The organism is Flavobacterium segetis (genome assembly GCF_900129575.1).
GTDB classification, from domain to species: domain Bacteria; phylum Bacteroidota; class Bacteroidia; order Flavobacteriales; family Flavobacteriaceae; genus Flavobacterium; species Flavobacterium segetis.
Map to the genome: position 1 here is coordinate 1 of NZ_FQWE01000002.1, position 19,705 is coordinate 19,705.

19 protein-coding genes are annotated in these 19,705 nt (G+C 32.6%); 11 read left to right on the forward strand and 8 right to left on the reverse strand.

Annotation, left to right across the window (positions count from 1 at the left end):
* Window positions 1-425: 425 nt before the first annotated feature.
* From BUA99_RS02345 to BUA99_RS02370, 6 genes are all read right to left on the reverse strand, one after another.
* The gene (locus BUA99_RS02345) at window positions 426-2,918 is read right to left on the reverse strand and encodes a heavy metal translocating P-type ATPase (RefSeq protein ID WP_072987769.1); all 2,493 of its coding nucleotides are present in this window, start codon (window positions 2,916-2,918) and stop codon (window positions 426-428) included.
* Window positions 2,919-3,000: 82 nt separating this feature from the next.
* A complete protein-coding gene (locus BUA99_RS02350; RefSeq protein ID WP_072987772.1) occupies window positions 3,001-3,561 on the reverse strand; it encodes a helix-turn-helix domain-containing protein in 561 nt (186 codons plus the stop codon).
* A gap of 2 nt (window positions 3,562-3,563) precedes the next feature.
* Window positions 3,564-4,148 (reverse strand): DUF3347 domain-containing protein, encoded by a 585-nt coding sequence (locus tag BUA99_RS02355; RefSeq protein WP_143151705.1) that lies wholly within the window; start codon window positions 4,146-4,148, stop codon window positions 3,564-3,566.
* A 156-nt stretch (window positions 4,149-4,304) separates the two neighbouring features.
* Window positions 4,305-4,649 carry a phage holin family protein gene (locus tag BUA99_RS02360; protein ID WP_072987778.1) on the reverse strand — a complete coding sequence of 115 codons (345 nt, stop codon included), beginning with the start codon at window positions 4,647-4,649 and terminating at the stop codon, window positions 4,305-4,307.
* A gap of 49 nt (window positions 4,650-4,698) precedes the next feature.
* Window positions 4,699-5,520 carry an alpha/beta fold hydrolase gene (locus BUA99_RS02365; RefSeq protein ID WP_084673461.1) on the reverse strand — a complete coding sequence of 274 codons (822 nt, stop codon included), beginning with the start codon at window positions 5,518-5,520 and terminating at the stop codon, window positions 4,699-4,701.
* A 169-nt stretch (window positions 5,521-5,689) separates the two neighbouring features.
* On the reverse strand, window positions 5,690-6,403 hold the full coding sequence (locus tag BUA99_RS02370) for a pyridoxine 5'-phosphate synthase (protein WP_072987781.1): 714 nt from the start codon (window positions 6,401-6,403) through the stop codon (window positions 5,690-5,692).
* A 114-nt stretch (window positions 6,404-6,517) separates the two neighbouring features.
* On the opposite strand from BUA99_RS02370, the gene BUA99_RS02375 reads away from it, so the two are divergent.
* From BUA99_RS02375 to murI, 8 genes are all read left to right on the forward strand, one after another.
* On the forward strand, window positions 6,518-7,177 hold the full coding sequence (locus tag BUA99_RS02375) for a CBS domain-containing protein (protein ID WP_072987784.1): 660 nt from the start codon (window positions 6,518-6,520) through the stop codon (window positions 7,175-7,177).
* 81 nt (window positions 7,178-7,258) lie between these two features.
* Complete coding sequence (locus BUA99_RS02380) at window positions 7,259-8,143, forward strand: NAD kinase (protein WP_072987787.1); 885 nt, start codon at window positions 7,259-7,261, stop codon at window positions 8,141-8,143.
* A gap of 159 nt (window positions 8,144-8,302) precedes the next feature.
* On the forward strand, window positions 8,303-8,977 hold the full coding sequence (gene porG / locus BUA99_RS02385; RefSeq protein ID WP_072987789.1) for a type IX secretion system protein PorG: 675 nt from the start codon (window positions 8,303-8,305) through the stop codon (window positions 8,975-8,977).
* A 4-nt stretch (window positions 8,978-8,981) separates the two neighbouring features.
* On the forward strand, window positions 8,982-9,722 hold the full coding sequence (locus tag BUA99_RS02390; protein ID WP_072987792.1) for an isoprenyl transferase: 741 nt from the start codon (window positions 8,982-8,984) through the stop codon (window positions 9,720-9,722).
* Window positions 9,655-12,387 (forward strand): BamA/OMP85 family outer membrane protein, encoded by a 2,733-nt coding sequence (locus tag BUA99_RS02395; protein WP_072987795.1) that lies wholly within the window; start codon window positions 9,655-9,657, stop codon window positions 12,385-12,387. The genes BUA99_RS02390 and BUA99_RS02395 overlap by 68 nt, the downstream gene beginning before the upstream one ends.
* Before the next feature lie 34 nt (window positions 12,388-12,421).
* Window positions 12,422-13,612, forward strand: a complete 1,191-nt coding sequence (locus BUA99_RS02400) for an OmpH/Skp family outer membrane protein (RefSeq protein ID WP_084673475.1) — start codon at window positions 12,422-12,424, stop codon at window positions 13,610-13,612.
* Window positions 13,613-13,657: 45 nt separating this feature from the next.
* The gene (locus tag BUA99_RS02405; protein ID WP_072987801.1) at window positions 13,658-14,158 is read left to right on the forward strand and encodes an OmpH/Skp family outer membrane protein; all 501 of its coding nucleotides are present in this window, start codon (window positions 13,658-13,660) and stop codon (window positions 14,156-14,158) included.
* 110 nt (window positions 14,159-14,268) lie between these two features.
* A complete protein-coding gene (gene murI / locus BUA99_RS02410; RefSeq protein ID WP_072987804.1) occupies window positions 14,269-15,045 on the forward strand; it encodes a glutamate racemase in 777 nt (258 codons plus the stop codon).
* A 1-nt stretch (window position 15,046) separates the two neighbouring features.
* Here the strand turns inward: murI and BUA99_RS02415 are convergent, their stop codons facing one another.
* Both BUA99_RS02415 and BUA99_RS02420 read right to left on the reverse strand, forming a co-directional pair.
* Window positions 15,047-15,571: a gamma carbonic anhydrase family protein gene (locus BUA99_RS02415; protein ID WP_072987807.1), complete on the reverse strand. Its 525-nt coding sequence runs from the start codon at window positions 15,569-15,571 to the stop codon at window positions 15,047-15,049.
* 11 nt (window positions 15,572-15,582) lie between these two features.
* The gene (locus BUA99_RS02420; RefSeq protein ID WP_072987810.1) at window positions 15,583-16,581 is read right to left on the reverse strand and encodes a PorP/SprF family type IX secretion system membrane protein; all 999 of its coding nucleotides are present in this window, start codon (window positions 16,579-16,581) and stop codon (window positions 15,583-15,585) included.
* 156 nt (window positions 16,582-16,737) lie between these two features.
* On the opposite strand from BUA99_RS02420, the gene BUA99_RS02425 reads away from it, so the two are divergent.
* The 3 genes from BUA99_RS02425 to BUA99_RS02435 all read left to right on the forward strand — a co-directional run bounded on the left by BUA99_RS02425 (window position 16,738) and on the right by BUA99_RS02435 (window position 19,691).
* Window positions 16,738-17,637: a NifU family protein gene (locus BUA99_RS02425; RefSeq protein WP_072987813.1), complete on the forward strand. Its 900-nt coding sequence runs from the start codon at window positions 16,738-16,740 to the stop codon at window positions 17,635-17,637.
* Between the two features lie 374 nt (window positions 17,638-18,011).
* Complete coding sequence (locus tag BUA99_RS02430) at window positions 18,012-18,734, forward strand: hypothetical protein (RefSeq protein WP_072987816.1); 723 nt, start codon at window positions 18,012-18,014, stop codon at window positions 18,732-18,734.
* Window positions 18,735-18,851: 117 nt separating this feature from the next.
* Window positions 18,852-19,691 (forward strand): mechanosensitive ion channel family protein, encoded by an 840-nt coding sequence (locus BUA99_RS02435; protein ID WP_072987818.1) that lies wholly within the window; start codon window positions 18,852-18,854, stop codon window positions 19,689-19,691.
* The last annotated feature ends 14 nt before the right edge of the window (window positions 19,692-19,705 follow it).

Here is a 19,705-nt window from a genome sequence, read left to right on the forward strand (position 1 = left end):
TCGCTTCTACAAGCTTTTTTTGTGACTATTTTTAAGATTTGTTCAAGATTGTTTTTAAATGGTTGTAAACGTACAACTTGAAAGTGAAGTTTTTTAGGTTTGATCTCAATTGTGAAAACCTAGCCGCGGTAGTAGTGGAAATCCTCGAACTACATTGCCGCTATTTTCTTGTTTAGAAAAGAGCGACTGCAAGAAGCTCCTTTTATAAAAATAGAAAAAAGGCAAATGAGCGAGAGATTGAAACGGATAACGCGATTAAGCTCCTAAAAATTTAAAAATATATTTGGTGGTTTAAGTGATTGTTAATTGAGAGTAATCGCGGGGCTGAAACCACAATAATAAAGTTACTCATTATATATTACTCATTATATATTATTGCAAAGGTTAAATTGTATTCCGTAATACAGCAATATTTAAGATTATATTTAAAGCTTTACATTTCGTAATCGCAGTGCATTTGCTATAACTGAAACCGAGCTAAAGCTCATTGCTAAAGCTGCAATCATAGGTGAAAGCAATATTCCGAAAAACGGATATAAAACCCCAGCTGCAATTGGGATACCAAGTACATTATAAAAGAACGCAAAAAACAAGTTTTGATTAATATTTTTCATCACGGCGTGACTTAAATTTTTAGCTTTCACAATTCCCTGTAAATCGCCTTTTACTAGTGTAATTTTAGCACTCTCAATAGCTACGTCAGTTCCAGTTCCCATCGCAATGCCTACATCAGCTTGTGCTAAAGCTGGAGCATCATTAATCCCATCTCCTGCCATTGCCACAATTTTCCCTTCTGCTTGTAGGCGCTTAATTTCATTCAATTTATCTTCTGGCAAACAACCTGCTTTAAATGATGTTAAATTTAATTCTTCAGCAACTGCTTTTGCTGTGTTTTCATTATCACCAGTTAACATAATCACCTCAACGCCTTGCTTAATTAATTCTTTTATTGCAGCCACACTTGTTTCTTTGATTGCATCACTAATAGAGATAAAACCTAATGCCACTGTATCAATTGCAATATATGAGACTGTTTTTCCCAACTTCTGCTCAGCAATAACTTTAGCTTCTAAATCAGCTGAAATCGATGCTCCCACTTGCTCCATTAAACTTTTATTGCCAAATGAAACTCTATTATTAGCAACAGTTCCAACGACTCCTTTTCCTGAAATAGCTTCAAAGTCATTTACTTCTATCAATGAAGTCTCTTTTAATTTGGCATATTGAACTACGGCTTGCGCCAAAGGATGCTCACTGTATTGATTTAAGGAAGCACAATATTTTAGTAGTTCATTATCCTTGTTATCTGTAGAAAACACTTTTTCAACAGAAGGTTTTCCTTCTGTAATTGTTCCTGTTTTATCGGTTATTAGCACATCTACTTTATTCATGTTTTCTAAAGCTTCAGCATTTTTTATTAACACACCAGTATGCGCTCCTTTACCCACACCAACCATTACGGACATAGGAGTTGCTAAACCTAAAGCACATGGACAAGCAATAATTAAAACAGCAATCGCATTAATAAATCCATAAACTAATGCGGGTTCTGGACCAAAGTTTGCCCAAACGATAAAAGTTAAAACTGATGCCAAAACCACTATAGGTACAAAATATTTTGCGATTTTATCAGCTACTTTTTGGATAGGTGCTCTTGATCGACTAGCTGAATTGACCATTTGCACAATTTGCGAAAGCAACGTTTCTGAACCCACTTTCTCCGCAACCATTACAAATGATTTGTTTCCATTTATAGTTCCTGCAATGACGGCATCATTTATTTTTTTATCTACCGGGATTGGCTCACCCGAAATCATCGATTCATCAATCGTGCTTTCTCCAGTGGTAATCTTTCCATCAACAGGAACTTTGTCTCCAGGCTTTACACGCAATAAATCTCCTTTTTTAATGGCATGAATGGCAATCAATTTATCTTCACCATCAATTACCAAAGTCGCTTCGGTTGGTGCTAACTTCAACAACTCTTTTATAGCGCCACTTGTTCTGCTATGTGCTTTGGCTTCTAACAATTGCCCCAATAATACTAACGTCAATATGACGGTCGTTGCTTCAAAGTATAGGTGAACCGTGCCATGATACGTTTTAAATTCATCGGGAAAAACATCAGGAAAAAACAAACCAACTAAACTAAACAAGAAAGCTACACTGGATCCAATACCGATCAATGTAAACATGTTTAAGTTCCATGTCAAAATCGATTTCCAAGCGCGTGTAAAAAACATCCAACAAGCATAAAAAACCACTGGGAGCGATAAAACTAATTGTACCCAATTCCATGTTTGTGTGTCTAATATTTTTAGTAGTGGATTATTAGGAATCATATCTGACATCGAAATAATAAAAATAGGCACTGTAAATAAAAGTGCTATTTTCATTTTGCGCCACAACTCATTATAAGCTTTATTTTCCTCGCTATCTTTTGGCTCCAGCGGAACTAGGTCCATTCCACAAATGGAGCAAGATCCCGGATGATCTTGTTCTATTTCAGGATGCATAGGACAAGTAAATAATGTTTTTGAAGATTCAAGATCTGGTGCTTTGACTAAATCCATTCCGCATACAGGACAATCGCCGGCCTCCTCATAGACTTTTTCACCTTCGCAAAACATAGGACAATAATATTTTCCCGCTGCATTTTTTGGAAGTTCAACAACCGCTTCTTTTATTGGTAGTTTTAAATCATTTGCGTTAAATACCTTGATGGAATATTTTCCTTCAGCAGCAAGCACTTCTTGAAATTGACTTGTCTGAATTGGTTTTTGCATGCTAATAGTCGCGACGGGCGGATCTAAGGAAACCACCGCCTCTATCCCCTCCATGGCACTTAATACTTTTTCCACTTTGGTTCGGCAACCATCGCAAAACATTCCAGTAATAGTATATTTATGAGTCCTCATGATGTAGTATTTATTTTGAAAACAAAAATACTATTACCATTTACAAAAACACTTATACAATTCTGGTCATCTTGTGCATCATTTATAGATTTTCGATAAGTAGTCTTTTTTGTTCTTTCGAATTTTTGAATGAAGTTGGTGTAATACCAGTAACCTTTTTAAATTGTTTGCTTAAATGCGAAGGACTGCTATAATGAAGCAGAAAGGAAATTTCATTTAGCGTCAATTCATCATAAACAAGCAGTTCCTTCACGCGTTCAATTTTTTGAAGTATGTGATATTGTTCAATTGTCGTATTTTCTTGTTGCGAAAATACATTACTAATATGACTATAATCTTGACCAATGGATGCCACTATATAATCAGACAAATTAGTTGTGAGCTGATTGTCATTAAAATAAACTAAATCTGTAATTATATTTTTAACTTTCTCCACCACCCGACTTTTTTTATCATCGATGATTTCAAAACCCAAAGCCATTAGTTTTATATTTAACTGCTGTTCTTGATCTTTTTGTAAATTTTCTAAAAGACTTGCAGTTCCTAGTTCTACCAAAACGGGATGGAGTCCAAACTTTTTTAGCTCAGACTCCACTACCATTATGCATCGACTGCAAACCATATTTTTAATATAAAGCTTCATTTTTATTTAATAGTGTCTACTACTTCACCACATTTCAACATTTTGGTACCGTAATATGGATTTTTAACTGCGTTTTCTTTACTTAACCAATAAGCACCTTTTCCATCATTAGCCATAGGACAAAACTGGTAATAAACCGCTGAATCATACTTAGCCACTTTTACCAAATCGTACATTTTTTTAGATAAAGACACAAAAAGAATTCTTTGCGCTTTTACGTCTGCGGTAGTAGCAATTCCTTTAGCATCGGTCATTACATTTTTCATTATTTTCATCCAAACTTTAAGAACATCCTTATTGAGTTCATTCATTTTTACTTTACTTAGGGAAGCAGATAGTAATTTTGCTTTGGCTGCAGCCGAAACACCATCGGTTTTTACCAATTCATCTTTTAACAAAAAGTAATTTGAAAAAACTGCATTAAGATTTTTGTCAGAGAGATCGATTTTAATTGAAAAATCCGCTGAAGGGACTGATTTCAATTGTAATTTTAATTCTTTTGATGTGTTGCTAATCACAGTTGCATTTGCATTTGAGATTAAGAATAAAACAACAAGCGCTGATAACGTATTTTTTAATTTTCTCATTTTTAATAAAATTTTTAGATTATAATTTAATTGAGTATTCACTCAATCCATTGTTTATGATTATCGTTGAGTCTAAATTTAGTGAATTATCATTAAACAACTCCTCATTTGCAATTAAATAGTAGCTCTTTATCAATTGTAAAATAGTAATAACAACTACTTTTTAACTCCCAATACTGCGTTCATTAAAGACTGCGAAAGCGATAAAATGATACTAAATAAAAGAGCAGTCCAAAAGGAATCAACGCTAAATCCTCCAACAATATTAGTACAAAGCAATATTATAAGCGCGTTGATGACTAATAAGAAAAGTCCTAATGTCAAGATCGTTACCGGCAATGTGAAAATTACTAAAATAGGTTTGATAAAAATATTTAATAAACCAAGTACAATTGCAACAAATAAAGCGGTTGTAAATGTTGCTACATGCACTCCAGGCATTATGTTAGCGATAATAATTACTAAAATTGCTGTAACTAAGATTTTGATAAGTAATTTCATTTATGATTTTTTAATTTTTATAAATGTAACAAAATAACTAGCGTAACAGCTACCCAATAAAGGAAATTACTTTTTGATAAAATTCAGCGGGATTTTCAGCGTGAAGCCAATGTCCAACGTTTGGGATTGTTTCGACCATTGAATTTGGAAAATGCTGTTCTATATTATTGAAATCACTGTCAAGAATATATTTTGAGTTACCACCACGAATAAATAAAGTTGGCTTTTCAAAAACCAATTCCTCTGGAAGTGCAACTCCTATTTCGTCCATTTTATGATTGAAAATAGCTAAATTAAAACGGAAAGCCAATTGACCCGGTTCTATCCAATATAAACTTTTCATCAGGAATTGGCGTGTTCCAAAATCAGGAATAAAATTTTTAATGATTTCATCAACATCAGAACGGCTAGGTTTAATTGAAAAATCAACAGCATTTAATCCCGCTAAAATATCCTGATGATGCTGCGGATAATATTTTGGACCAATGTCCGCAACAATTAATTTACTAACAAGCTCAGGATGTCTTGCTGCTAAAAGCATAGCTACTTTTCCACCCATTGAATGACCTATGATTATTATTTGTTGCAAATTATGGAGTTGACAATACTCAAAAACATCTTGCGCCATTATTTCATAATTAAACTCATCTGATTGTAAACTACGTCCGTGATTGCGCAAATCGAGAGCGTGAACTTCAAAATGATCTGCGAATTGTGTAGCAAGTGTTTTCCAATTGTCAGACATTCCTAAAAATCCGTGAAGGATTAATAGTGGTTGACCAGAACCTTCTATTTTAGAGTAAATACTCTTTTCAATCGTGTTTAAAACGCCAGGTGTTACAGCGCTTAATTCATTATTATATATGCTCATGTATAGGTATTTAATATGTCGCTTAAGGAATAGTCCCGAAATATTGGGAGGGAATTCTTTTTTATTGTGCAGCGTTAGCGCAATAAAAAAAAGATTGCAACGAATAGCCCGACCACACTCTAACGTCGTGATCATTGGGGAGTGACAACATGGTCACGCCCAAATTATTTTATTTCATTTTTTGCAAATACATATTCACCACATTCTCCAATCCCAGATAAAGCGCTTCAGAAATTAGCGCGTGACCTATTGAAACCTCGAGTAAACCAGGAATATTTTGTTTGAAAAACTGAATATTATCTAAGCTTAAATCATGACCTGCATTGATTCCTAAATTCATCTCATTTGCGAAAATGGCAGCTTTGATATAAGGGTCAATACCTCGTTCATTTCCCAAACCGTATTGATGTGCAAAAGCCTCAGTGTACAATTCGATTCTGTCAGTTCCTGTTTTTTTAGCGCCTTCAATCATCTCATGAATTGGATCTACAAAAATAGAAGTTCGAATCCCATGGCGTTGAAACTCCTGAATCATCTCGGTCAAATAGGCTTGGTTTTTTTTCGTATCCCAACCTGCCGAAGAGGTAATCGCGCCAATAGCATCAGGAACTAAGGTTACTTGCTGTGGCTTGCATTCAAGGACTAAATCTATAAAATTATGCTGCGGATTTCCTTCAATATTATATTCAGTGTAAACCACTGATTTCAAATCGCGTGCGTCTTGATACCGAATGTGACGCTCATCTGGTCGAGGGTGAATGGTAATTCCTTGCGCGCCAAACTTTTGAAGATCTGTCGCTACTTTTAATAAATCAGGTACGTTTCCACCGCGAGCATTGCGCAAAGTGGCTATTTTGTTGATATTTACACTTAACTTTGTCATGAAAAATATTATTTATTTTGATAGTGCTATTTAATAAGGACAAAAATACAAAGTAAAATCTAGGAGTATTTGCTTATTTTTGATTATTTTGCATCGAATATTTCCAATTAATTTATGACAGAAATTACAGAATATATAACAAATGATTTTAAAGCTATTGACAGTCAAGACACAATTGCTGCCGTTCAGTTGTTTTTTGACGAGTTACACTTTTCTCATTTTCCAATAATTGAAGATGGCATTTATATTGGCAGTATTGCTGCTGATGATATTGAAACATTTGATTTTGATAAAAAAGTAGCTGATTATCGCTTTACTTTAGAAGTTTTTTTTACTAGGACTACCACAATCTGGCTTGATGTCTTAGAAGTTTTTGCTAAAAACCATACTAATTTAGTACCTGTTTTAGACGATAATAATAAATATGTGGGTTACTACGAAATTGAAGATATTATAAAATTCTTTCATGAAACCCCATTTTTAAAAGAAGTAGGATCAATTATCATTGTCAAAAAAGCAATTTTAGATTATTCGATGAGTCAAATTACTCAAATTGTTGAGAGTAATAACGGAAAACTGTTGGGATTATTTGTATCAGGAGCTAACGTCGAAAGTGTAGAAATAACGTTAAAGATAAATTTAGGAGCGATAAACGAAATTATTCAAACTTTTAGAAGATACGATTACGAAATTCTCTCTGAGCATCAAGAAGACAATTACATTAACAACTTGAAAGAAAGATCTGATTATTTAGACAAATACCTTAATATATAAAACGCAAAATTAGATACTTTTCAAATCTATAATTATCCTTTTTTAACCAAATTATTTTTCATATTCTCAAATTAAAAAAAAATGAAAGTAGCAATCTACGGTCAATATTATCAACATAGTACACAACCCATTATAAACGATATTTTTGTTTTTTTTACTAAAAATGATGTGGAAATGGTAATCGAAGCTAATTTTTTATCGATGATTTTTGCGCTTAAAATTGTAGAAGACAATTATAAAACCTTTAGTTCTCATACTGAACTTGATTCCAGTTTTGACATGCTAATTAGTATAGGCGGGGATGGCACTATTTTGAGAGCAGCAACATTAGTACGTGATTCTGGAATTCCAATTCTAGGGATTAACGCAGGAAGACTGGGTTTTTTAGCTACAGTTCAAAAGGAAAACATTGCTTCATTCCTACAATTTGTACTAGAAAAAAAATACAGTGTTTCTAAAAGAGCCTTAATAAGTATAAATTGCTCAACACCAAATGAATCCATAGAAGAGATGAATTTTGCAATGAATGAGATTACTGTTAGTAGAAAAGATACAACTGCTATGATTACAATAGACACTTATTTGAATGGCGAGTATCTAAATTCATATTGGGCGGACGGTTTAATAATTTCAACTCCTACAGGAACTACAGGATATAATTTAAGTTGTGGTGGTCCTATTTTAACTCCCGATGTAAAAAGTTTAGTAATCACACCAATTGCTCCGCACAATTTGACTACCAGACCATTAGTAGTTCCTGATGATACTGAAATTCGATTAAAAGTCTCAGGTCGCGAGGCTCATTACCTAATTTCATTAGATTCAAGAGTTACATCTGTAAAAAACGAATCTATTCTAACATTAAGGAAAACACCTTTCCAGATCAATATGGTAGAAATTCCAGAACAAACGTTTGTTAAAACACTTCGGGCGAAGTTACTGTGGGGCGAAGACAAAAGAAATTAAATCTTTACCTATTTGCAATACGATTTTATTAATTTTTCACGTTAGTTACAATAAATACAGAATCATTTTTAACTGTTAAAACATAAAAAAGACAGATTTAGCTGATTGAGTATTGAAACAAATTGATAATTATTATATTTGCACGCAATTTTTGAATTAATGAACAAGATATTCTATTTACTTTTTTTATGCTTCTCATGTGTGGGAATGCAAGCTCAGATTCATGAAATTGGTTTGTTTCTAGGGGGTAGCAATTACATTGGTGATATAGGCCAAACAACTTATATAGCTCCACACGAAGCTGCTTTTGGATTGATTTATAAGTGGAATAAAAGCCCGAGACATTCTTATCGCCTCTCCTACATTCAATCTGGAGTTACTGGTGATGACGCCGATTCTAAAGAAAAAAGCAGAAATTTAAGGGGTTATCGTTTTAAATCAGAAGTAAAGGAGTTTTCTTTAGCTATGGAATTTAATTTTTTTGATTTTAATCTTCATGATTCAGAAACTAAAGTTACACCTTATGTGGCTTCCGGAATTAATTATTTTTTTGCCAACTATAACTTATATGATTCAAAGACAAACACTACATTTGAGGGCAGAACAGAGAAAAGGAAATCAGTTGCGATACCAATGATTATTGGAGTAAAATCAAATATTACATCTCAATTTGTATTAGCTTTGGAAACTGGAGCGCGCTATACATTAACTGATAATGTTGACGGAAGCTTTAATCGAAATTTTGGAAATATAAATAATAATGATTGGTATGTCTTTACAGGAGTTACTCTCACGTATACTTTTGGTCAAAAACCCTGCTACTGTACACAATAAATAAATGAATTTACTACAAAATATTGACATCACAAAGTTACCTAGACACCTTGCGATCATTATGGATGGTAATGGTAGGTGGGCAAAACAGCAAGGTCTTTTGCGTGCATTGGGTCACGAAAGTGGAACGAAATCAGTAAAAGTGATCATTGAATCTAGTGCTAAATTAGGAATAAAATTCCTGACACTTTATGCTTTTTCTACTGAAAACTGGAATAGACCCAAGCTCGAAGTTGAAACTCTAATGAAAGTATTAATAAATTCCTTAAAAAAGGAACTTAGTACTTTACAGAAAAACAACATCAAACTTATTGCAATAGGTAATTTAGAGAAATTACCGAAATCAGCGCAAAAAGAGCTTCTGGACGTTGTAGATAAAACAAAAGCAAATACAAGTATGACTCTCACCCTAGCCCTTAGCTACGGTTCGAGAGAAGAACTTACTAATGCAGTAAGAAATATATGTAATAAAGTTAAAAATAATATAATTTCAATAGACAGTATTGACGATTCAATTATTAATGAGCATCTTTACACGCAAAATTTACCAGACGTAGATTTATTAATACGAACCAGTGGAGAGCATAGAATAAGTAACTTTTTGCTTTGGCAAATAGCCTATGCAGAATTGTATTTTACTGACATATTATGGCCAGACTTTAAAGAACAAGATTTATATGAGGCTATCATTAGTTATCAAAAAAGAGAACGTAGATTTGGAAAAACAAGTGAACAAATTAAATAATTTTTTAGTGTTAAATAAAAGCATAAAAATAGCTCTTACCGTTTTAATATTTGGAAGTGTTGCAACTGTAAAAGCACAAGATAGAGTTCCTTTCAATGAAGGTAAAAAATACATTTTAGCCGATGTAACGATAGTAGGAGACATCAGTTTCAATTCACAAACAGTTGTTACTTTTTCTGGATTACAAAAAGGTCAGCAAATTACTGTCCCTGGTGAGGAGATCAGTACCGCCATTAAAAAATTAGGAAAATTAGGTTTATTTGACGAGATTTCCTTTTACATCAATAGAATACAAAACGATAGCATCTATCTTGATTTGAATATTATTGAGTTACCTAAACTTAAAGAGGTAAAAATTGTAGGTGTTAAGAAATCAAAAATTGAGGCTTTAATTAAAGACAATAGTCTAAACAAGGGCAAGGTCGTTAATGAAAACTTAATAACCACTACTAGAAACTATATTGAGAATAAATATAAAAAAGACGGTTTTTATAACACAAAAGTTAATATCAATACCGTAAAGGATACAGCTACGGTCAACCAAGTTAATATGCTTGTAACTATTGACAAAGGTGACAAAGTCAAAATACAGAGTATCGACTTTGTTGGCAATACAAAGCTAAGTGATAAGACATTACGAAAAGCAATGAAAGATACGAAGCAGAAAAACATATTTCGTGTCTTAAAACCGTCTAAATACATCAAGGATAAGTACAAAACTGACCTAGAAAAGGTGATTGCAGTTTATAAAGAAAAAGGGTATCGTGATGCCAGGATAATCTCAGATTCTGTGGCGTACAATAAGGATAAAAATTTATTAGCGATAAAAATAAATGTCGAAGAAGGAAATAAGTACTACTTCGGGAATGTCAAATTTTTAGGTAATACTATATATACTGATCAAGGTCTAAGCCAAATTTTAGGTATCAAAAAAGGCGACACTTACAATGGCGTTCTTTTAGAAAAAAGAATTGCTGATAAAAGTAAGCCCGATGCTGAAGACATAACTAACTTATATCAAAACAACGGATATTTATTTTCTAACATAAATGCAGTAGAAGTAAAAACGGCAAATGATACAATTGATTTTGAAATCAGAGTAACTGAAGGTCCAATAGCATATTTTAATAAAATTACTGTAGTAGGAAATGATAAGACAAACGATAAAGTAATTTATCGTGAGCTAAGAACTAAACCAGGTGAAATTTATAGTAAAGATCAATTAGTACGTACTATTAGAGAGATAGGTCAATTAGGATTTTTTGATCCTGAAGCAATTGATCCAAAGTTTAAAAATGTAGACTCTGGAGCAGGAACAGTAGATATTGAATATAATTTAGTAGAAAAAGGAGCCAGCCAAATTGAATTACAAGGTGGATATGGTGGAGGCGGATTTATTGGAACGTTAGGACTTTCTTTTAACAATTTTTCTGCTAATAATTTATTAAACAAAGACGCTTATAAACCACTTCCTATGGGTGATGGACAAAAAGTTTCACTACGTTTACAAGCGAGTACATTTTTTCAAACATATAGTGTATCGTTTTCTGAACCATGGTTTGGTGGAAAAAAACCGGTTTCTTTTAGCACATCCTTGTCATATAGTAAGCAATTTTTAAACAATTTTAGAACACAACGTGCCGATAAAACCAAAAGTTTTGATATCCTTACACTTTCTGTAGGAATCGCCAAAAGGCTGACTGTTCCAGATGACTTTTTTGTATTATCGCAATCTGTAAGTTATCAGCATTTTGCATTGAATAACTATAACACAGGACTATTTACTTTTGGAAATGGTACTTCACGAAATCTAGCTTACACTATTGGATTGTCTCGAACAAGTAAAGGTGTTAATCCTATTTTCCCGACTTATGGATCAGAATTTAGTTTATCAGCTAAATTAACACCTCCTTATTCTTTATTAAACGGTATTAATTACGCAACATTAGGAGAGCAAGAATCCTATAAACTTAAAAATACTGTCGACAGACAAAATATACCTGATGCAAATGGTAATATTGTAAACGTAGGAGATTTTATCGATATAAATGGAAACAAGGTTGCTACCTTTTCTCAAGCGGCAGCAGATGTCAGTAAAGTCGATCAAAAAAAATACAACTGGCAGGAATACTATAAAATTAAATTTAAAGCAGATACATATACTAAATTGTATGGTAAATTAGTTTTAAGAGCGTTAACTGAATTTGGATTTCTTGGCGCTTACAATCAAGATAGAGGAGTCATTCCTTTTGAACGTTTTTACGTGGGTGGCGATGGATTAGCTAATTTTGCCATGGATGGTCGAGAGACTATTCAGTTAAGAGGATATCCTAACAATTCATTAACTCCTGTGAAACAAGGAACCAACGAACAAATTGGGGCTACAGTATACAACAAATTTTCAATGGAATTGCGCTATCCTATTACTTTGAAAGCATCGGCATCAATTTATGCATTAGCCTTCATGGAAGCTGGCGCATCTTATGCTGATTTTAAAAGTTATAATCCATTTGACCTGAGTCGTTCGGCTGGAGTTGGATTGCGTATCTTTATGCCAGCGTTTGGTTTACTTGGAATTGATTTTGGACATGGTTTTGATGCACTTCCGGGAGAATCAAAACCTAATGGATGGGAAACTCATTTTATTATTGGACAGCAATTCTAATAATTTGTTATATGACTTCTAAATAATGACCTTTATGAAAAAATCATTTTTATATCTAATTTCAACTTTTGTACTGTCAATATCAATTAACGCGCAAACCAGAGGCACTAAACTTGGTTATATTGATATGGAGTACATATTAGAAAATGTTACTGATTATTCCGAGGCAAAAATCCAGTTAGACCAGAAAGCGCAAAAATGGAAAACCGAAGTAGATGTAAAAAATATTGAGATCAATAAATTAAAAGATGCTTTAAAGGCAGAAAAGGTTTTGCTTACTAAAGAATTAATTGAAGAACGAGAAACAGAAATTAGATTCCTTGAAAATCAAAATTTAGAATATCAACAAAAAAGATTTGGAGCTAATGGCGATTTAATAATACAAAAAGCAACTCTAATTAATCCAATACAAGATCAAGTTTTTACGGCTGTGCAAGATATTGCTGAACGCCAAAATTATGATTTCATATTTGACAAAACATCAGATTTAACAATGCTATTTGCCGCTAACAGATTTGACATTAGTGAACAAGTCTTAAGGATGTTAAACCGAACTGATAAAAGAGAACAGTTATCTAAAAAACAACAAAAAGAATTAGAAGCTAAGGAGAATAAGGAAGACGCCATCGATGAAAATCCTGCCCTTGCACAAAGACAAAAATTGTTAGATGAACGAAAAGCAACGCGAGATCAAACAATAGAAGATCGGAAGTTACTTCAAGAACAAAAGAAAAAAGAATTTGATGACAAGAGAAAACAAATACTAGAAGACAGAGAAGCAAAGAAAAATAATACTGCACCTACCATTAAAACAAATGAGACATCTAACATAAATGCAGATGCAAGAAAACAAGCGATTGACGCAGCCAAACAAAAACAAGCTGATGCAAAAGCGAAAACGTTAGAAGACCGAAAAAAGATTATTGAGGACCGAAAAAAGGAGATAGAGGAACGCAAAAAGAAAACACTTCAGAGTAGAGAAGCTTTGAAAAATGGCACGGTTTCTGACAGTACAAAAAATGACACTACCATTTCGATTCCAGCAGCAGTTGAATCAAATAAATCAATGGTGAAGAATGATTTAGAAGCGCAAGCTCAGCTAAAAGCAAAGACTCTTGAAGATCGAAAAAAAATTATAGAAGAGCGAAAAAAACAATTGGAGGAGCGAAGAAAGAAAACTTTAGAAGATAGGGAAGCCATAAAGAAAGCAAAAGAAAAAATTTAAAAGAAAAATACAAACAATAATTAATTACTTAATATTTTAAAAACGATGAAACAAATTAAAACTCTACTTATTGCTGCAATGTTAATGCTAGGTGCAAATCAAACTATTAACGCACAAGCTAAAACAGCTCATGTTGATGTAAGTGAAATTATGACTAAAATGCCAGCAATGTTAGATGCTCAAAAACAATTAGATAAATTGAGTACTACATACGATGGTGAGTATAAAAAAATGGTTGAAGAATACCAAGGAAAATTAAAGAAGTACGAAGCTGAAGCTGCAACTGTTACAGAAGTTGTAAACGGTGATCGTTCTAAGGAAGTACAGGATATGCAAAAGAGAATTGTTGATTATAGAGACAATGCTCAAAAAGAATTACAACAAAAAGAATCTGATATCGTAAAGCCACTTATGGAAAAAGTTAGAGCTTCTATCCAAAAAGTAGGAAAAGCTAAAGGATATCAATACGTTCTTGATGGAACTTCTCTTTTACTTGCTGATGGTCCAAACTTGACTATGGATGTAAAAAAAGATTTAGGTTTCTAAAAAATATTGAAATCATCTACTTTAAACCGCTCCCCTATTATAGGATGAGCGGTTTTTTTTTGATAAAAATAATTTAGGAAAATTATAAAGGAGCAGTTAACTTTGTTTAGATGGAAGATAATAGACCTATAGGTATTTTTGACTCGGGAATCGGAGGAACTTCCATTTGGTCAGCAATTCATCAACTACTACCAAATGAGAAAACAATTTATCTCGCTGACAGTAAAAATGCCCCTTATGGCCAAAAATCTAAAGAAGAAATTATTGCTTTAAGCATAAAAAACACAGAATTACTACTTGAAATGAACTGTAAAATAATTGTAGTTGCCTGTAATACCGCTACAACAAATGCGATTCAAGAATTAAGATCTAAATTTAAAGTCCCCTTAATAGGTATAGAACCGGCCATAAAGCCGGCAGCAACTCATTCAAAAACTCAAATTATAGGAATATTAGCGACGCAAGGAACACTGAATAGTGAACTCTTTAATAAATCAACCGCAAAGTTTAAAAATATAAAAATTATAGAACAAGTGGGACATGGATTAGTACAACTAATCGAAAATGGAGAGATCAACTCTAAAGAAATGACTAGACTACTTCATTCTTACATCGATCCCATGGTTGCTGCCAATATTGATTACTTAGTTTTAGGATGCAGCCATTATCCTTACTTAATTCCTCAAATAAAAACAATGTTACCCAGTAACATAATTATTATCGATTCAGGCGAGGCAGTTGCAAGACAAACGCAAAATATATTAGTTGAGAAACTAGGATTATCAAATGAGAGCGATATAGAACCGATCTTTTACACAAATACCAATCCTAAAGTTTTAAAGGAAATATTAAATAATAAATGTAAAGTATTGCAAATCAACTTTTAAACTATCGATTATCGTCTGATTTAAACCAGCCAGAATACATTACATAATTATTTGAAATACGTCCAATTTCGCCCGAAAAATCAGATTGATCAATATCTTTTATCTTTTTTGCAGGAATTCCAGCCCATATTGTGCCAGCTTTTATAACAGTATTTTGTGTTATTACTGATCCCGCTGCGACAATAGAATTGCTCTCAATAATACAACCATCCATAACTATAGACCCCATACCTATTAAAACATTGTCTTGAATAGTGCAACCATGAACTATAGCGTTGTGCCCTATTGAAACATTATTACCAATTATTGTTGGATGTTTTTGATACGTACAATGTACAACAGCTCCATCCTGAATATTAACCTTATCACCTATCTTAATATAATTTACATCACCTCTAATGACTGCATTAAACCATACACTACACTTTTCTCCAAAACTAACTTCACCAACAATTGTTGCATTTTCTGCTATGTAACAATCGTCAGGAATTGAAGGTGTTTTACCGTTTACAGATTTGATTAACATATAATGAGAATTTAATTAATTGCTGGACAATTACAGTCATACTTAACAGGTTTACAAAACAAATCAATTCCCAGCGTCAATTGGTGATAGCCACCATTATCAAATTTTACTGCTCCAGATAATTGAGAATACGTATAAGCAAACATGAATTTATTAATATTGACTCCTACTATTGGCGTAATATACTGTAATTTTTGCGATGCTATACTACTACCAAAAATATATTGAGCTCCATCAAAACTACGGCGATAGGAAATTCCAGCCCAAAGTCTCCCAAAGTCCATATTTTTGTAGGCTTTCAAATTAATATCGATTGATTTTTCTTTAGTTCTTTCGACCATTTGAAATAATATTGATGGCTCCCATAATATTTTTTCACTATTTCCAAACACATAACCCGTACTTAATAAATACTTTCTTAAGTTATCGCTTTCATATTCAGTGTAAATATTTCTCCTAGTTTCAATTGCATTTTTGACTGTTGCATGAGCATAAAAATCGAGGAAATTATAAGAAGTACCAAAATCAGCATTAAAATAAGCATCCTTTTGAACAATAGTTCCATTAATTATTGGATCAAAACTACCAGAAAGAAGAAATTCAGTTTCATCTAATTGGCTTTGAATGAATCCAGCACTAATACCAAAGGATAATTGATTAAGATCAATTTCATCTCTTGAAAACATTAAATGATATGCGTAGGTAAGCTTAATTCCTTTTTGTGAATGATAACCATTTTTATCATTAAATAATATTACTCCAGCACCAGCTTTTTCACCTACACGCCCATTCAAACTCAGGGTTTGTAACTCAGGAGCATCACTTTGATCAAACCATTGTTTCCTCCCAGTGAGTCTAAATTTCGCACAATTAGCTGCACCAGCCATAGAAGGATGTATTAAATAATAATTATCGGATAAATAGTCTGAATAAACCGGAATTCCTTCCTGAGAAAATGAGAGATGAGATATAAAAAAAAAGAATACTAAGATTTTTAATTTCGGATACATTGAGGTAGATTTTATTTAAATTAAATATTTAAAGACTACTACTAATAATTGCTATTCTTCAATCGAACTCAACTATAGTTAATTTATTCATTAAAAAATCAAATATAGTTATTCGTGCAAAATAACTTTACTAAATTTGTAAAAATTTGAAAAATCATGAACAAAGTCACCATAAAAGAAACGCAAAATCCAACAATATTAAAGTTTGAATTTTCAGACTTTATTACGCAAAACGAAAGTTTTGAATATAAAAATATAGATGAAGCAAAATCATCTCCGTTAGCACAGCAATTATTTTATCTTCCATTTGTTAAAACAATTTATATATCCGGTAACTTTATTGCCATCGAAAAATACAACATAGTGGAGTGGGATGATGTGAAAGATGCTGTAGCAGAACAAATAAATAAATTTGTTGTTGACGGTGGAGTAATTATCGCAATAGACGAAAACAAAAGTAAAAAACAACCTGTAACTGTTTACGGTGAAACAACTCCAAATCCTTCTGCCTTAAAATTTGTTGTGAGCAAGATGCTAACAAAGAATCCAATTGAGTTTAAGAATATAGATCAAACTTCAGCGTCTCCATTAGCCAAAGAGTTATTTAAGTTTCCTTATGTGAAAGAAATATTTATCGACGAAAATTACATATCAGTAACTAAATATGATATTAATGACTGGCAAGAAATCACTTTAGAAATACGAAGCTTCATTAAGCAATACATTGAGAATGGAGGAACGGTTCTTGACGAAAATTACGTTGCAATTGTCACCGCAAAAGAAGAAACCAAAGCAAAAGAATTTGATCATTTAGATGTAACATCGCAGCAAATCATTAATATTTTAGAAGAATATGTAAAACCAGCAGTTCAAGCTGATGGTGGAAATATTGCATTTGACTCGTATAATGAAAGCGATAAAACAGTAAAAGTTATTTTGCAAGGTGCCTGTAGTGGATGTCCTTCCAGCACATTCACTTTGAAAAGTGGGATTGAGAATATGTTAAAGAGTATGCTTAATGATGAGGGAATTAAGGTAGAAGCTGTCAATGCTTAGACTGAAATAACGTAGGTTGCAATTCACTAATTAGCAAGTTATGGATCAATTTGTGTTTAATAAAAATTAGTTTTTTAGTATTAAATACTGTCATTACTTTATAAAAAGAATGTATAAGCTCAAATAAGCGCCCCATTGTGGGCGCTTATTATATGGTATTAAATAGTTAATAGGAAAAAATCTCAAAGTTGAAATTTGTAATAAGAATTTGAGAAAACTTCGATGAACACAACTAATATATTAGCATCGAAAATACACTGCCCAATGATGCTGCAGCTGGGTAAAACTCTGAACATGAGTAATTTAATATAAACAATTTACAAAAATTTTATAAGAAAAGAATAATATTGTGACTATAACTTAAAATAACTAACATGAGATTATCAGTATTTTTTAAAAGTTTGTTTGGCTCTGCCAAAGAAAAAGCGACAGATTTATCTTCTAAGGCATCAGAGTCTTTTAACGAAACTAAAGACAAAGCAAAACCATATCTTAAAAAAGTGGAATATTTTGCCGAAGAAACAATAGAAAAAGCTAAAGAAACTGCCGCACCTTACCTAGAAAAAGCAGAGTCTTTTACTGAAGAAACATATGCTAAAGCAAAAGAAACTACAGCTCCTTATCTCGAAAAAACAAAAATTTTTACTGAAGATGCAGTACAGACAATTACAGAGATAGCCGCGCCAATCGTTGAAAAAATTCATATTGCTGGCAATCATACTAAAGACACTGTATACGAATATGCCGGTAAAGCCGAAGCACTATTTGAAAGTTTAAAAGATGATTTTACGGATAAAACAAAAGAAATTTCTGTTCAAATTGACAATGTATCAGTAGAAGATAAAATAATAATCGCTGGTACTGTAACTGATATAGATGAGATTCCAGTTGAAGCAGTTGCAACAACACAAGAATTTACCATCGACGCAACTACTACAATTAACGCAACTAAAGAAGAAGCAGAGCAAAAGATTAATGACACAATAAAGGAGTCAAAAGCCCACGTAATTTCAGTAGAAGCAACTTCATATAAGGAATTAGATAGTCTAACAGAAACAACTACTGCTATTAAAAATATGGGGGGAAAACCGAATTAAATTGAGCGTTTCCAAGTTAAGAAAATCAATATAATATTCTTAAAAAGTAAAATAATTGTATTTTTGCAGCTAAACTCAACCTTCTCCTTTTGGGAAGGTTTTTTATTTAAAAAAAAGATGAATCTAGACCCAAACCAGATTACAGGTTACGCAAATACTTTCGTTCAAGTACTAATTGATTATTCACCTAAGGCAATATCTGCTTTTGTAATTTTATTCGTTGGACTTTATGTTATCCGATTGATAAATAAATTTATAAGAGCAATGATGATTAGGAGGGATTTAGAGCCAACATTGACTAAGTTTTTAGCAGACATTTTGTTATGGACTTTACGAGTGATTTTATTTGTTTCTTTTATATCTAAGTTAGGTATTGAGACCTCTTCGTTTGTAGCTATTTTAGGAGCAATGGGTCTTGCAATAGGTTTATCATTACAAGGATCTTTATCAAATTTTGCAGGAGGTGTACTTATTATTCTATTTAAACCATTCAAAGTTGGAGATTTTATCGAAGGACAAGGGGTAAGTGGAACGGTATGCGAAATTCAAATATTCGTAACTAAATTACTAACTACAAATAATCAAACTATATTTATCCCTAATGGATCATTGTCTAATGGTAATATCATAAACTATTCAATGGAAAAAATTAGGAGAGCTGATTTGACCATTTCAATATCCTACGAAACTAATATTAAGCAGGCAAAAGATATTATAATTGCGGTGTTAAAAAGCAATCCAAAAGTCTTAACCACACCAGCTGCAGATGTTTCAGTTAAAAACCTAACAGACAGCTCAATTCAATTAGCGGTTAGACCTTGGGCAAATAGCGAGGATTTCTGGGGAGTTTATGCAGATACATTGCAAAACTGCAAACAAGCTTTTGATAATGCTGGAATAGTTATACAGCCATACGTAAAAGAATTTTCTAAAAAAAATGAAATAACGGAGTCATAACAAGAAAAATATTA